This window comes from Ruegeria sp. BE10, assembly GCF_056538905.1.
Genome location: NZ_JBQFTX010000008.1, coordinates 184,299 through 198,508, shown reverse-complemented (window position 1 = coordinate 198,508; position 14,210 = coordinate 184,299). Strand labels below are relative to the sequence as shown.

Sequence of the window (14,210 nt, the reverse complement as noted above, 5' to 3'; positions counted from 1 at the left end):
GCGGATCAAATACCCAGCTGGCGTGACAAGTCGATCATGCGTTGCACCGACAGGCGGGCCTTGTCCGCCACTTCGGCGTCAACCTCGACCTGCCCTGTCATGGTATCAAGCGCGAACAGCACCTTCTCCAGCGTGATCTTCTTCATGTAGGGGCACATGTTGCAGGGGCCGACAAACTCAACCTCGGGCAGTGAATCCGCAATATTCGACGCCATCGAGCATTCGGTAATCAGCAGCGCCTTTTCCGGCTTTTCGTCCGAGACGTATTTGATGATACCGCTGGTGGAGCCCGAGAAATCTGCCTCGGCCACAACGTCCGGTGGGCATTCAGGGTGCGCAATCAGGCGGGTGCCCGGATTCCATTCCCGGAAATCGCGCAGATCTTGCGGGCTGTATTGTTCATGCACGATGCATGACCCTTCCCACCAGACCACATTTTTCTGCGGCACATCGCGTGCCACGTTCTGCGCCAGATACTGATCCGGCGTCATGATGACCGTTTGACTGTCTTGCGCCGCAACAATCTGGGCGGCATTCGACGAAGTACAACAAATATCTGACGCCGCTTTGACCTCGGCCGTGGTGTTCACATACGAAACAACCGGCGCGCCTGGATACCGGCGACGCATTTCCTCGATCCCTTCGGCGGTGATCGATTCCGCCAGCGAGCATCCCGCCTCCATATCCGGCATCAGGACCGTCTTGTCCGGGCTAAGAATCTTGGATGTCTCGGCCATGAAATGCACACCGCATTGCACAATCACATCCGCCTCGACCTCGGTCGCTTTGATCGCCAGTTGCAGGCTGTCGCCGCCGAAATCCGAAATGCCATGGTAAATTTCGGGCGTCATGTAGTTATGGCCCAGAATGACCGCGTTGCGCTCGACCTTCAGGTCGTTGATCGCCTTGACATAGGGCGCATAGATCGCCCAATCGACGGGCGAGACCACGCGCGACATGCGGTCATAGATATCGCTCATGCTTGCGGCAAGCTCGGGCGATGGGGTCAGATCATATTTTTCGGAGAGATGCGCACGCTGCGCCGGTAGGTCGAACACGGGACTGTTTTTCTGCCTGATGGATTCGTGACGCACTTAATATGGGGTTTATCGTGGATTTACCACCACTCTTAAAAGAAGAATGTTCCAATATTCCCAGCTCTGGCGGAACTATCTTATCAATTCAGGCGCAACAGACCTTCTCGGCCCGCACCTCAAGCATCTCGGGGGCTGGCCTTGCCCGAGAAATGGTCGGCCACAAAGTCAATCAAGGCCCGCACGCGCTGCGGTAAAAACGGCATTTCTGGGCGCAGAATAAAGATCCCACCACCGGCATTCGGTTTAGCATGATCGGGCAAAACCGAGGTCAAGCGACCAGTGCGTAAGTCATTCGAGACAAGAAACTCCGGCAGCCAAGCAATGCCGCGCCCGGCGCAGCACGCTGCATGGAGCGCTTCGAGGCTGTTACATGAAAACCCCGGCCCAAGACGCGATATGGGACCCGCTGCTCCTGTGAATCCCCAATCCGACAGGTGTTTTTCCGGCCCCAGGCGTAGACATTTATGCGCGGTCAATTCCTGTGGTTGCTGCGGTTCGCCATGCCGCTCAAGATAGGTGGGCGCTGCACATGGTATCCGCCGATTGTTCATCAGTTTCCGCGACACAAGCGATGAGTCCGGCAAAACGCCGCTGCGGATCGCGATATCAAAACCTTCTCCGACCAGATCAACAACCTTGTCCGTCAACAGCATGTCAATCTCGACCTCGGGGTTGAGATCCATGAATTCAATGACCAGAGGGATCACGTGTCGCTGACCAAAAGCCGCCGAGCTTGTCAGGCGGATCGTTCCATGCAGGCTGTCGGCACCATCGGCAATGTCCTCTTCCAGTGCCGTCAGGCGGGCGAGAATCTCGCGCGCTTCCTCTACATATCGCTGTCCCGCCTTGGTCAAGGTCATGCGCCGAGTCGAGCGTATGAGAAGCGGCACCCGCAACCTCTGCTCTAGCTGATACACCCGCTTGCCCACGGCCGACGGGGTGTATCCCAATGCGCGGGCCGCAGCCGAGAAACTGCCGTGATCAACCACGGCCAGAAGAACTTCCAGTTCAGCCTTTTGTGCCATTTGATCCAAAAAATATCAAAAACTAATCCCATTCACTACATTATCAAAAGAGATTGTCCAAATTATCTAAGGTGGAGATCAAAAAACCAAGGAGAACCACCTTGCCCGCCGCCTCGAACATCTCTCTCTTCACGCCGCTTACACTGCCGAACGGGCGTGTTTTGAAGCACAGGATCATCAAATCGGCCATGTCGGATTCACTGGCCGACGGTCAGGGCAACCCAACCGCTGCACAGATGCGTCTGTATGAACGTTGGGCAACAGGGGGTGTGGCCGCGTCAATTATCGGCGAAGTGCAAGGCAATCCTCATTTTCCCGAAAAACCGGGCAATTTGGTGCTTGATGAACAAGCCGACTTGGCGGCCTTCAGCGATCTAGCCCGGCGCGGGTCGACCGGCGGAGCGCAGCTTTGGCTGCAACTCGGCCATGCCGGGACGTTGGCCCATTTACCGATCAGCCAGCCCAGAGGTCCAAGTGCGATAGACTTCCCAGACTTTCGCAGCGAAGCCATGTCTTTGCCCGAAATCAGAGCAATCCCGGATCAATTTGCCCGCACTGCCCATCTTGCAGCCAAACTTGGTTTTGGGGGCGTCCAGATCCATGCCGCGCATGGGTTTCTTCTGAGCCAATTTCTCTCACCCCTCTTCAACCGCCGGACGGATGCCTATGGCGGCGCAATCCACGCGCGGATGCGCCTGCTGATCGACACGGTCGAGGCCGTTCGTGCCGCAGTGCCCCGCAATTTTACAGTTGCTGTCAAACTCAACGCCACCGATCAGCTGGACGGCGGCCTTACAGAACAAGACGCGCTGAAGGTGGTTGCAGGGCTTGAAGGCAAAGGTGTTGATCTATTGGACATCAGCGGCGGAACTTATTTCCCGGGCGCTCCGTCCAGTTCCGATCGTACGTCCAAAGGCCCCTATTTCCTCGACTTCGTTCGTGCGGCGCGCGGTCTAACCGCGATCCCGCTTATGGCCACCGGAGGATTCAAGCGCCGTGACGAGGCAGAAGCCGCAATTATGGCGGGGGATGTGGATGCGGTGGGTATCGCACGGGGCTTTGTTCTTGATCCCGCTTTGCCCCGGACGTGGCAGGCGCGACAACACGAGGTCCCCTTCCCCCGCTTCACTACCCTTCCACCCGGAGGGATGACCGCGTGGTATACCATGCGCATGACGGATATCGGGTCGGATCGGGAAGGATCGGTGGATCGCGGTATTGCCCAGGCCATCACCGAATATGAAAACCGCGACGCACAGCGCGCAAGGATCTGGCAGAACCGGTTTAATTCCAGGTCAAAGCAAACCTGAGACAGCCGATCAGCAGGTTATGTGAAATTGCACCCAAAAGCACCAAAACAGAACTAGTCGCGGTCTTGATTAAATTTTAACGCAAATCCCTCATGAGTTGTGTTTTTTTGCCACAGCCCGGCAACCCAATTCAGATAAACTTGAGTTGAGATTGACTACCAAGATCAGAGGGATAGTCAGGATACAGAATTTTTGGATTTGAGGTTTCGATTTCATATGGATGGGTTCTCATCTTCTCTGGGCCTACACCTTATAGCAGATTTTTTCGATGCAAGCGCACTATACGATCCTTCCCCAGCAGAAGAGACCCTGAGACGCGCAGCAATTGCTGCCAATGCTCAGGTTCTTGGGATCAACATGCGCGATTTCGGACAACGGGCAGGTTTCACAGGCATGGCACTTTTGGCCGAGTCGCACATCTCGGTCCACACCTGGCCCGAACACGGATATGCCGCCATCGATATCTTTATGTGCGGTGACGCAGAACCACAGCGCAGCTTAGAGGTTTTGAAGTCCTATTTCCGCCCCCAGCGCGTCGATGTGCAATCCATCAAGCGCGGTCTGATCGGACAGAGCAGACACCGGCTTGCGGCGGCGGGCTGCTAAAGGGCGGATGAAGGAACTGCGCAGATGCCCGGTCACGATAAGTCTCATACTATGCGCGATAATCGTTTATGCGCTGTGGGGTCCGGTTCGGTATTCCGGACCCATTGTGACGCTACCCGATCATCTGTTGTTTTCGATCCGACATGGCAACCTGAACCATCTGACGCTCAATTGCCTGCTAATCCTTGTTGGCGGCAGCCTCAGCGAACCGCACTTGGGCAGCGCCCGAACCGCAGGGCTTGTTATCCTTTGCGCCGTTGCCGGAACGACCACAGAATTCGCATTGGCCGGACCCGGCTTTGTGGGGCTGTCCAGTGTCGCCTATGGCCTGGTTTCCTATGGAGTGATTGCCACAAGCACACCGGGGCGACGCAGTTGGATGCTGGCGCTGATTGTCTTTGTCCTTATCGCCGAGCTGTTGTTTCTGCGCCCTCAGATCGCCGTTTTCACCCACAGCACATCCGCCTTGATCGGAGGAGGACTCGCCATGTTTAGCGCCCTGTTCGGCTCAAAAGGGCCAACCCTTAAACCCATGGAATGGCGGCATGTATCCCCGGCTGTCCAAATCATCGCCCAAACCGACGAAGATGATGCCGACGAAGCCGAAAACAAGTTCGTGCATGAAGGAACGGACAACATGTTCGTCCTGCAGGACCGCGGCGAGGTGCTGGGGCTGATCGGTTATTGCCTCGACGAAGATGCGCCGGACATCGCCTGGCTGTCCTGGACTTATCTGGATCAGGCGCATGCGGGCAAGGGGCTGGGAAGCCAGATGCTGAACGACCTGCTTGGCAAACTGGCCCAGATGCATGTCCGCAAGATTTTCATCGAAACCAGCGACTATGAAGAGTTTGGCAAAAAGCTCTATGCCGCGGCGCATAAACTGTATGAGGAATTCGGAGCCGAAGTCGAACTGACGGTACCCGGGTATCACGGCCCACGCGAAGCCAAGATCATCTATGGATTGGACAATCCCGAAGCGCCCGACATACAGGCGGCAGAGCCATCGCCAACCACTGGCCTGAGCTTCACCGACATTCACAAAGCCGCCGAAACGGACGACATTGCCGGCCTGCGCTGGTGCGAAACCAGCAGCGGGCTGAGCGGGCTGGATCAACAGCTTTCGTTAGCGCGCGCGCAAAGCTATCGCATGGCCGTTCTGGCCATCCCGTCCGACCTGTCCAACGCCAACGCAACAGAACTGCAGGCCAATGGCCTGAAAAAATGCGGCGAACTTAAAGAGTTCTACGGCAAAGACCTGCATCAGGTCTGGTGGAGCAGCGACCTGAGCGAATCCTGAATCACAATCTCAAATCAATAGGAGAAGTTATGTTTGGAAACATTAAGACGATAGCCATTGTTGGCGTTTTGGGCTTTGTGGCCTATTCGGTGTTTTTTAGTTCGAAGTCCGAGCAAACCGCCGATCTCGGGCAGGTTCTGGACCGGACCGAATTCGCGATCAACCAGTATCAGGAATACCTGGAAGCCAACAGCATCGCCGAAGCATCTGACGAGCAGGTGGATGAGTTCACCGGATATCTGGCTCAGGTCATGAACTCGGACCCGCGCTTTTATGACGAACCGCTGGGCATGGAGGTTCTGTCTGACGCCAAATTCTCGGGTTTTGTCGATCCGAACGCAAATGGCACGCGCGACTCGAGCGAGGGTGAGATTTTCACCATCGAGATTGACGAGGCCAACAACCGTCTGATCGCCACCGACACCACCGGCCAATCCGCGGGCCTGCGGTTTTCGGGGGCGGGGTTCCTGGCGGGGGCTCTGATCGGCAATCTGATCAGCCGCCAACGCTCGGCCGGCATTACCGCGTCCAGCTTCAACAACCGGTCAGTGACACCGCGCAACAGCTACTCGGCCCCGCGCAGCGCCCGCTCGGGCGGTTTGCGCGCCGGTAAATAAGACGCCGCGACTACACCAAACCCCACTCAGACCCGGCGCGTTATCAGTGCCGGGTCTTCCCGTTTTCGGATTTTGAAATGACTGATACTCTGACACCGCGTTACACGGCGCTGCCCCGGCGGCAGGCGATGGTTCTTCTTGGCGCAATCCTTGTTGTTGCCCTTTGTGGCATTGTCTACGAATTGATCATCGGTACGGTGTCCAGCTATCTGCTGGGAAACTCAGTCTATCAGTTCTCACTTACGATCGGGTTTTTCATGTTTGCCATGGGCGTGGGGTCCTATGTGTCCCGTTTTTTCCACGGCAACCTGATCCAGACGTTCATCTGGGTTGAGCTGATCCTGGCGCTGATCGGTGGTCTGTGCAGCGTGTCGCTGTTCATGCTTTTTCCTTATGCGCCCTGGTTTTACACGGTGGGTATGTTCACCTTCATCTCGGCCATCGGATTTCTGGTCGGGTTGGAAATACCGCTGCTGATGCGCGTATTGTCGGAAAGCAGTACAACGCGGGAATCCATCGCTGATGTGCTGTCACTAGACTATATCGGTGCGCTTGGGGGATCGGTTCTGTTTCCCATTTTGTTGCTGCCGTCGCTTGGGCTGATTTCATCCTCTTTCGCTATCGGTCTGACCAATGCAATGGTTGGCCTGCTCAGCGTCCTGTGTCTGCGCGACCAGTTGGATGCGCCCAAACGGATGCTGGCCTGTGCCATTGGTACCATAGTTTTGTTGTTCGCCCTGACCCTGGTGGCCGGGCGCATCACTGCATTTGCGCAGGATCATCTGTATTTTGATCGCATCGTCTGGCGCAAACAGTCCCAGTATCAGTCGTTGGTCGTTACCAATACTTGGCAAAAAAACGACGTACGCCTGTACATTGATGGCCATCTGCAATTCGCTGAAACCGACGAATACCGCTATCACGAAGCGTTGGTCCACCCCGCCTTGTCCTGGGGGGATAGCACCCCAAAGTCGGTTCTGGTGCTTGGCGGTGGCGACGGTCTGGCCGTACGTGAAATCCTGAAACACCCCAGCGTTGAGCGTATCGATCTGGTCGATCTTGACCCAGCGATGACCGACCTGGGGCGCAATCTGGCCCCCGTCGCACGTCTGAATGACAACAGCATGGAGGCATCCATACTAAACGTTCACAACACCGACGCTTTCAACTATGTCAAATCCACCGATCAGATCTATGACCGGATCATCATCGACTTTCCCGACCCTCATAGTGAGGCGCTGTCGAAACTGTATTCGGTCGAGTTCTACGCCATGGTTCAGGGCATTCTGTCCCAAAACGGCGTTCTGGTGACACAAAGCAGCTCACCTTTCTTTTCCCCCCATACCTATTGGACGATATCGGAAACCCTGTCCGAGATGTTCCCGCAGGTGGTGAACTATCAGATGTCGATCCCTTCTTTCGGGGTTTGGGGTTACAACCTTGCGACCAATGAACCCGCGTCTACGCTGGGGGATTTGCCCGAGGGTCTGAGGTTTGTAACGCCAGAGGTTTTTCTGGCCGCGCAGGTGTTTCCCGGCGACATGTTGCCCAGACGCGAGCTTGCAGTGAATTCCATCTTTGACCCCGGCATCTATCAGGAATACGCCCGCGACGTGTCCGGCTATTGAGCCTGGACGCCAATTGAATGTCGTCCACCTCTAAGATCAGGCCTAACAAGCGGACACTGTCGAAAAAGGTCTGCATGCTGACCTAACCCGGAGACTGTAGGTGCTCTTCTAACGCTGCATTACTGCCATTGATTTCATTAAAGAAAATTCTTGAAGTTCGACCATATTTCTGCGCGATATTTGCTCATAACTCTGCACGATTTGCCCAAAAGTCTGCGCACTCCACCTTTCGGTGCCGGATTAAATCCTTCCGAAAGTCTCTTTGAGTTCTGCGACTTGAGCTACATCCAGCAACCGGGTTGACAGGCCCCGCAAAGCCACTAGTAGCTTGGCTGTTTCTTCTAACTCTTCTGCTGCACAGACCGCTGAGAAGAGATCCTTTCCCGAAACGACGGGACCGTGATTGGCCAACAGAACCGCACTATACTTGCCGCCCAGTTCGCGGATCAAGTAACCGGATTTCGGGTCGCCTGGTTTGATGTATGGAACCAGTTTGACCGTGCCGACGCGCATCACCACGTACGGCGTAAGCGGCGGAATACAGTCATTGGGATCGGTGTCTTCCAGACACGACAGAGCAGTGGCCCAGGTCGAGTGCAGATGAACCACAGCGCCCGCTTCCGGCCGCGTGTCATAGAAGGCTTGATGCAGAAAAACCTCTTTGGTCGGCTTGTCGCCGGAAACGTGGTTGCCATCCAAACTAATCTTGGCGATGCGCTCGGGGTCGATATCGCCCAAGGTGGAATTCGTTGGCGTCATGAGGATCCCGTCATGTAAACGCGCGGAGACATTGCCCGCCGTGCCGACGGAAAAACCACGCGCAAACAGTGATGCACACAGTTCCGACATCTGCCGTCGCAGTGTCTGTTCTTCAGAACTCATTTACCGGACTCCATCATTCTGAGGGCCTTCGCGAAAAAGTCCGGAGCGCCGAAGTTTCCAGACTTTAGAGCCAGCGCAATGGGTTCAGTCTTTCCAACGCTCAAGACTGGCACGCCCGGATCGATCTCTGGCCCAATTGACATGGCCTGTGAACCCAATGCCTCAGAGACGGCCTTGGCGACAGCGCCTGACGTCTCTCCTCCGGCCACGACAAGGCGCTTTTGACCCGTTTGAACAAGTTCTCGTGCTGTTTCCGCAAAGAGATTGTCCAGCCTGTCCGCTACTACTTCTTGACCGAATTGACTTTGGATCGCACGCACCTCTTCCGGGCTTCCTGATGAGTAAGCGAGAGGGGACTCTCCTGAATGCGTTTCAAAGAAATCCAGAAGCGTTTGCGTGGTCACATCCCCGGACATAACACCCGGAACATCGATGGCGAACGTCGGATTGGATTCCGCATGAACATCGATCTGCCCGCGTGTCGTACCTGAACATGACCCTGCAAGGATAGCGGCAGGCCCAGAGATACCTGTGAACACAATGCCACCTCTTTTGGACGAAGCTTTTCTGACGAAGTTTCTGGGTAGACCCAATGCGATCCCGGATCCCCCGGTAATCAGCTGGGCATCCATCAGTGCCTCGCCCCAGGCCAGCAAATCCTCGTCCGAAATCGCATCACCGATTACAAAGCGTTCGTCTGCGATCTGCAACGCATCAGCAATCGCCTCTGGCCCTTGCTTCACGGTGCCAACTGGAACCAACCCAACCGCCTCTTTGGCCTGGTGCTGCAACCAACGCCTGATGTTCGCATCCGTCATCGGAGTAAGAGGGTGATTTTCCATCCCAGACTCGTGCAATAGCTTGCCGAGCACAAAAAGATGGCCGTGATAGATGGTACGCCCCGTGGTGGGAAAGGCCGGACAGAAAACCACCTTCTGCGCGTCCAGTTCGTTGGCAAGCGCTTCCGCGACCGGGCCGATGTTCCCTTCATTGGTGGAATCGAATGTCGAGCAGTATTTAAAAATGAACTGCTGGCATCCTTGATCCTTAAGCCACCGCAGAGCTTGCAAGCTGTCCGCTACGGCTTCCTCAATAGGTGCGGTGCGGCTCTTAAGTGAGATCACACCCGCTTCGATCTCTTTGTCAGCTGGGGAAGTTGGAATACCTGGAAACTGAGCCGTTCGTAGTCCACCTTCCGGCTCAACACCCTTCGCCAAGGTGTTTGCGACATCACTTGCACCAGTAAAATCGTCCGCTATGACACCGATTTTCATAGTTCAATGTCCCGCGTCGGCCCTGGATCCAGCCTATGGATATGCGGTGCCGCGCCCACGGGAAATACCTCACGCACAAGTGGATCATGGCCGGGCACGATAAGCCTAGAATGCGAAGCCAACCTCTCAAGGGTCTCGAAACCATCCATCATGTCTTGCAGGTCGACGACGATAGGAAAGGCTTTGCGTGCCATGAAATTCTCGTAATAGTGCGAGGCGTCAGAGGCGAGTACCATCCACCCGGCCGCCGTTCTTACGCGAACGCATTGCAACCCGCGCGAATGCCCTCCGATGCAGTGCACCGTTACCCCATCTGCAATCTCGGCTTCTCCATCATAGAACACCACCTTGCCTGAATAGAGACGCTTTACGACCTCACATACATGGCCAGCCGTAAAAGGCGCACGCAGGTGATCCTGGCACATGCATGGACCTGTGGCGAAGGCCATTTCCGCCGACTGCATGTGCAATTTCGCGTTAGGGAACAAATGCAGCCCCCCTGCATGGTCATAATGAAGGTGGGTCACGATGACCTCAGTCACCGCTTCTGGCATAATGTCTAAAGGGCTTAGAGCCTCGCGAGGGTCCATCGCGATGGGACGACCACGTGCGGCGGCCTCATCGGAGTCATAGCCGGTATCGACCAGAACGACTTTGTTACCGCGTTTGAGCACCCAAACGAAATAATCCATCGCGTGAGGAGCGTCATGATTATCATCGAAAATGAAGCTATCGGCTCGCGTCCGGGCGTTGCGATCCGCGTATTTCACGGCATGGATTTCCCAATCGTTCATCGGATGACCTCGGAATACTGGTAAACTACCTTGGTGGCGATCATATCAGCCACCGCCGCATCGAAGGACTGAAAATGCGCGCTTTCTAGGTGGGCAGAGAACGCCGCGCTGTCATCATAAACCTCATAAAGAAAAACTGTCTCGGGATCGTCGCCGAGGCACACGTCAAACTGTTGGCATCCGGGTTCTTCACGCAAAGAGGTTGAAGCGTTTTCGACCATCAGCGGCAAAAAAGTGTCTCTCGTGCCGGGTTTGAGAGTAAAAGTGACAGTAACCGCAAACATCAGACTGAAATTCCTTTTAGGCGTGAGAAAGCGCGTTTCGCGGCGGGCAGTTGGCTGAGGATCAGACCAATGTTGAGCACCAGCAGAATGGCCGCTCCAGGTCGAGAAAAGAAGACCGAAAGATCCCCATCCGACAGGAACAATGACCGGCGGAAGGTTTCATCAAAAAGACCTCCCAGGATAACCCCGATAACCAGTGGAGCGATTGGGTACTTCATGAGGTTCATAAAGTAAGCAACGGCGCCGACGCCAAGCATCAGGTATAGATCATTGATGCCACCACCGACGCTGAAAGACCCGATTGTTGTCAGGACCATCACGACTGGCAAGAAGATGGTCTGCGGGATGGCGAGTATTTTGATAAAGACCCGAGCGGTGAAAAGCCCCATCAGGAACATCGTCAGGGAGGCCAGCACTAAAATTGCAACCACGCGCAGAATGATCTCGGGGTCTATCGTCGGACCTGGGATCACATTGTTGATCTTGAAAGCCCCCATCAATGCCGCGGCGGGTGGTGAACCGGGAATGCCCAAAACCAAAAGCGGGATTAGCGCGCCCCCAATGCAGGCGTTATTTGCTGTTTCAGAGCACAGCAGACCTTCCAATGACCCTTTTCCAAACTTATCGCCCTCAGCAGATACGGTCTTACCGACACCGTAGCTGACCCAACCGGCGACATCTTCGCCGACGCCAGGAAGCGCTCCTACCCCGGTCCCAATCACTCCTGACCGGCCAATGGTGGGCAGGTAGCGTCGGATGGAGCGTAGGTTCGGAAGGATTCGGCCCTTTAGGGCTAGAACTTTCCCAGCCTCAACGTGCCTCAAACCGTCGATAATTTGGGGGATGGCAAAGGCACCCATCAAAACTGGCACGACCTGAAATCCGCTCATCAGGTAAGACCAGCCGAAGGTATAGCGCGGCTCAGACAACAGAGGGTCAAGTCCCACCATGGACATCGCAAGCCCGATCAGACCGGCGATCCATCCCTTAATCACCAGGTCTTCGCTCATCAAAGTGCCAGAAAGCAGAATGCCGAACAGGGCCAGCAATGCTTTCTCCGGGCTTGCGATGTTCTTTGAAACCAAAAGCAGCGCCCAGACAAAAATCAAAAGCGTGATGGTTCCGATAACTGTGCCAATGAAACTGGCCGTCGTGGTCAGCCCTAGTGCTTCGCCCGCTCGACCCGCTTTGGCCAGAGGGTAGCCATCCATGGCCGTCGCCGCGCTGGCTGCCGTGCCCGGAATGTTCAGCAAAATAGACGGGTAAGAGCCGCCGTAAATCGCGCCGACATAGGCCCCGAGCAAAGCGATGAGCGAATAGTCGAGCGGGATTTTGTTGCCGAAGAAACCCGTCAGGATCGTAACGGCCAGGGTTGCCGTAAGGCCGGGCAATGCGCCGAACGTGACGCCCAGGAACACGGATGCAATCAAATACAGATAGGTCAGCGGGTCCACTGCCAGGCCCACGAATGCAGTCCCAAATCCAGCCAGTTGCGAAAGAATAAAGTCCATCCGGTCAGCCTTTCCATAGCGGACGAAGCGTCACGTAGTAGTGGTATTCGATTTGCTTGAAGATCGGCCCGCCGCGCGCGGGCACGTTCTGCCGGAAAACAAAGGCCATCGCACAAACGAGGATGAGCGGGGCAAGTATCGCCACCAATGGAACGAACCGCAAAACGCGTTCGGAAGCCGCTTTGGTCAACACCACTAGTGTTAACGCGACCCACAAGGCCAGTGTGAACCAATCATCACCATGTGCATTCCAATCCGCCTGAGCAGGAAACACGGCGAACGCAAACAAACCGGCGACGACAACTGCGACACAGGCGACCAAAGCACGCCGCGCATGACCTCCGTAGTAGCCGTAAGTCAAAGCTGTAATCAGCAACCCAGAACACAGAATGAAGTCCACTCTGGGGACCAGTCCCACGACATATGCAAGAAGGATCAGGCCGATTGTTGAAGCTCGAAAGGCTTCCGACTTGTCCCATCCGATTTCCAAAGCGCTAAGCGCGTTTTGGGCTCCACCTGAGCGGATCGAAATAGCTAGCAAGACGAAGGACAACACAAGCAATCCACCGAAGATGAACAGCGGTACAATTGCAGCCGAGTTGTACCAATCCGATCCACTTACACCTGCGCGGTTTTCACCCCATAGCGGGATGTCCGACGTCTTCCAAAGGAAAAAGGTGGAAATTGCTATCAGACCAATCGATGCCCAGAAATCGCGCGCCCGCATGATCAGTGTATCGTCAGGTTTGTCCATTGCCTGCCTCTTATCGGAAAGGGCGCGATCAAGCGCGCCCCTTCAAAATTGATCGGATTAGGGCTTCTCGATACCCAGCGAGGCTGGATCCACTGTGGCAGCGCCCAGATCTTGCAAGGTGTAGGCAAAAGTAGCCTCGAGGTTCGCAAACAGCTCTTGAGCTTCTTCGCCGTGTTGACCACCGACATCATAATTGTTTGCAGAGGCCCATTCAGCGACGGTGTCGGAGGCAATCGCTTGCTCGAAGGCATCACCAAGCGCGGCCTTTACGTCGTCCCCCGCTGAACTGTGAACTGCAAACCCGATGGCCTGTTTGAGCGGTAAATACTGATCGAGACCGTCATAGATGCCAAAGGCAGAAGGCACTGTTGCCCCTGCAATCTGCGCATCTTCGGGTGTCAACATCGCAAGCGGTTTAAGTTGACCGCCTTCGATCAACGGGGCCTGTTCAGCTAGAGAAGTCACAACCAACGCGACTTCACCTGCTATTGCTGCCTCCTGCCCGGGCGCTGAACCTTTGTATGGAACAAACTTGAATTCTGCACTGGACCCTTTTTCGATGGCCAGAAGGTTCAAGTGGTGGATCGAACCTGCGCCGGAAGCCGCCGCTGGAATGGTCCCAGGAGCAGCTTTTGCGGCGTCGACCAGCTCTTCCAGCGTGTTGTAAGGGCTATCTGCTGGAACCGAGATCAGATCAGGTGATCCGCCAACAATGAACGGATACCAAAAATCAAATTTCTTATCCCAACCACCTTGCACAGCAGCGGTGACGTTCGACTCTGACAAACCAACCAATGTATAGCCATCGTCTGGTTGGTTCATGACATAGACCATCCCGTTGGAGCCTGCGACACCACCTGTTTGATTGATCACATTGATCGAGACCGGAAGGTGTTTTTCCATCTCGGCCATGATCATTCGGTTGATCGTATCCGTACCTCCTCCGGCCCCCCAGACCACAGCTGTGGTGATATCACGATAGGGATAATCCTGCGCAACAGCTGCCCCTGCAATCCCGGTCGCCATCACGGCTGCGGCCGCCAACCGCCCTAGCTTTTGTTTCATTTCCAAGTCCTCCCAAACAGCTTTGCGTTTATTATTGCATTTATTTGCGTATACATTAAAGAA

At 55.3% G+C, this 14,210-nt stretch carries 15 protein-coding genes; 5 read left to right on the top strand and 10 right to left on the bottom strand.

All coding sequences use genetic code 11. The features are described 5' to 3' along the window. Positions 1 to 5: 5 nt before the first annotated feature. The 3 genes from nadA to ACR0M2_RS17300 form a co-directional block, all read right to left on the bottom strand. Complete coding sequence (gene nadA / locus ACR0M2_RS17310) at positions 6 to 1,058, bottom strand: quinolinate synthase NadA (protein WP_480706234.1); 1,053 nt, start codon at positions 1,056 to 1,058, stop codon at positions 6 to 8. Positions 1,059 to 1,213: 155 nt separating this feature from the next. After that, positions 1,214 to 2,122 carry a LysR family transcriptional regulator gene (locus ACR0M2_RS17305; protein WP_480706232.1) on the bottom strand — a complete coding sequence of 303 codons (909 nt, stop codon included), beginning with the start codon at positions 2,120 to 2,122 and terminating at the stop codon, positions 1,214 to 1,216. 43 nt (positions 2,123 to 2,165) lie between these two features. Beyond that, complete coding sequence (locus ACR0M2_RS17300; RefSeq protein WP_480706256.1) at positions 2,166 to 2,312, bottom strand: hypothetical protein; 147 nt, start codon at positions 2,310 to 2,312, stop codon at positions 2,166 to 2,168. On the opposite strand from ACR0M2_RS17300, the gene ACR0M2_RS17295 reads away from it, so the two are divergent. The 5 genes from ACR0M2_RS17295 (at position 2,284) to ACR0M2_RS17275 (ending at position 7,583) form a co-directional block, all read left to right on the top strand. After that, positions 2,284 to 3,432: an oxidoreductase gene (locus ACR0M2_RS17295; protein WP_480706254.1), complete on the top strand. Its 1,149-nt coding sequence runs from the start codon at positions 2,284 to 2,286 to the stop codon at positions 3,430 to 3,432. The genes ACR0M2_RS17300 and ACR0M2_RS17295 overlap by 29 nt on opposite strands. A 216-nt stretch (positions 3,433 to 3,648) precedes the next feature. Beyond that, the gene (speD, locus tag ACR0M2_RS17290) at positions 3,649 to 4,038 is read left to right on the top strand and encodes an adenosylmethionine decarboxylase (protein ID WP_170352021.1); all 390 of its coding nucleotides are present in this window, start codon (positions 3,649 to 3,651) and stop codon (positions 4,036 to 4,038) included. Positions 4,039 to 4,144: 106 nt separating this feature from the next. Beyond that, on the top strand, positions 4,145 to 5,338 hold the full coding sequence (locus ACR0M2_RS17285) for a GNAT family N-acetyltransferase (protein WP_480706230.1): 1,194 nt from the start codon (positions 4,145 to 4,147) through the stop codon (positions 5,336 to 5,338). Between the two features lie 29 nt (positions 5,339 to 5,367). After that, positions 5,368 to 5,955 (top strand): hypothetical protein, encoded by a 588-nt coding sequence (locus ACR0M2_RS17280; protein WP_480706228.1) that lies wholly within the window; start codon positions 5,368 to 5,370, stop codon positions 5,953 to 5,955. A gap of 77 nt (positions 5,956 to 6,032) precedes the next feature. Next, complete coding sequence (locus ACR0M2_RS17275) at positions 6,033 to 7,583, top strand: polyamine aminopropyltransferase (protein ID WP_170361971.1); 1,551 nt, start codon at positions 6,033 to 6,035, stop codon at positions 7,581 to 7,583. 240 nt (positions 7,584 to 7,823) lie between these two features. Here the strand turns inward: ACR0M2_RS17275 and otnC are convergent, their stop codons facing one another. The 7 genes from otnC to ACR0M2_RS17240 are packed head-to-tail and all read right to left on the bottom strand — an operon-like array spanning position 7,824 to position 14,147. Further along, the gene (gene otnC / locus ACR0M2_RS17270; protein WP_480706227.1) at positions 7,824 to 8,465 is read right to left on the bottom strand and encodes a 3-oxo-tetronate 4-phosphate decarboxylase; all 642 of its coding nucleotides are present in this window, start codon (positions 8,463 to 8,465) and stop codon (positions 7,824 to 7,826) included. Next, complete coding sequence (otnK, locus tag ACR0M2_RS17265; RefSeq protein WP_480706225.1) at positions 8,462 to 9,739, bottom strand: 3-oxo-tetronate kinase; 1,278 nt, start codon at positions 9,737 to 9,739, stop codon at positions 8,462 to 8,464. Before otnK ends, otnC begins: the two co-directional genes overlap by 4 nt. Beyond that, entirely contained in the window at positions 9,736 to 10,533 is a 798-nt protein-coding gene (locus ACR0M2_RS17260; RefSeq protein ID WP_480663612.1) for an N-acyl homoserine lactonase family protein, read from the bottom strand. The genes otnK and ACR0M2_RS17260 overlap by 4 nt, the downstream gene beginning before the upstream one ends. Next, the gene (locus tag ACR0M2_RS17255) at positions 10,530 to 10,817 is read right to left on the bottom strand and encodes a putative quinol monooxygenase (protein ID WP_480706223.1); all 288 of its coding nucleotides are present in this window, start codon (positions 10,815 to 10,817) and stop codon (positions 10,530 to 10,532) included. The genes ACR0M2_RS17260 and ACR0M2_RS17255 overlap by 4 nt, the downstream gene beginning before the upstream one ends. Then, positions 10,817 to 12,328, bottom strand: a complete 1,512-nt coding sequence (locus ACR0M2_RS17250; RefSeq protein ID WP_480706221.1) for a tripartite tricarboxylate transporter permease — start codon at positions 12,326 to 12,328, stop codon at positions 10,817 to 10,819. The genes ACR0M2_RS17255 and ACR0M2_RS17250 overlap by 1 nt, the downstream gene beginning before the upstream one ends. A gap of 4 nt (positions 12,329 to 12,332) precedes the next feature. Next, positions 12,333 to 13,082, bottom strand: a complete 750-nt coding sequence (locus ACR0M2_RS17245; RefSeq protein ID WP_480706219.1) for a hypothetical protein — start codon at positions 13,080 to 13,082, stop codon at positions 12,333 to 12,335. Positions 13,083 to 13,139: 57 nt separating this feature from the next. After that, positions 13,140 to 14,147, bottom strand: coding sequence for a Bug family tripartite tricarboxylate transporter substrate binding protein (locus tag ACR0M2_RS17240; protein WP_170361964.1), 1,008 nt, complete (start codon positions 14,145 to 14,147; stop codon positions 13,140 to 13,142). Positions 14,148 to 14,210: the final 63 nt, after the last annotated feature.

Coding starts and splice junctions, on each gene's coding strand:
- otnK (WP_480706225.1), bottom strand. CDS start 9,739: ATGAAAATCGGTGTCATAGCGGACGATTTTACTGGTGCAAGTGATGTC.
- ACR0M2_RS17260 (WP_480663612.1), bottom strand. CDS start 10,533: ATGAACGATTGGGAAATCCATGCCGTGAAATACGCGGATCGCAACGCC.
- otnC (WP_480706227.1), bottom strand. CDS start 8,465: ATGAGTTCTGAAGAACAGACACTGCGACGGCAGATGTCGGAACTGTGT.
- ACR0M2_RS17275 (WP_170361971.1), top strand. CDS start 6,033: ATGACTGATACTCTGACACCGCGTTACACGGCGCTGCCCCGGCGGCAG.
- ACR0M2_RS17305 (WP_480706232.1), bottom strand. CDS start 2,122: ATGGCACAAAAGGCTGAACTGGAAGTTCTTCTGGCCGTGGTTGATCAC.
- ACR0M2_RS17255 (WP_480706223.1), bottom strand. CDS start 10,817: ATGTTTGCGGTTACTGTCACTTTTACTCTCAAACCCGGCACGAGAGAC.
- speD (WP_170352021.1), top strand. CDS start 3,649: ATGGATGGGTTCTCATCTTCTCTGGGCCTACACCTTATAGCAGATTTT.
- ACR0M2_RS17280 (WP_480706228.1), top strand. CDS start 5,368: ATGTTTGGAAACATTAAGACGATAGCCATTGTTGGCGTTTTGGGCTTT.
- ACR0M2_RS17300 (WP_480706256.1), bottom strand. CDS start 2,312: ATGGCCGATTTGATGATCCTGTGCTTCAAAACACGCCCGTTCGGCAGT.
- ACR0M2_RS17245 (WP_480706219.1), bottom strand. CDS start 13,082: ATGGACAAACCTGACGATACACTGATCATGCGGGCGCGCGATTTCTGG.
- ACR0M2_RS17250 (WP_480706221.1), bottom strand. CDS start 12,328: ATGGACTTTATTCTTTCGCAACTGGCTGGATTTGGGACTGCATTCGTG.
- ACR0M2_RS17240 (WP_170361964.1), bottom strand. CDS start 14,147: ATGAAACAAAAGCTAGGGCGGTTGGCGGCCGCAGCCGTGATGGCGACC.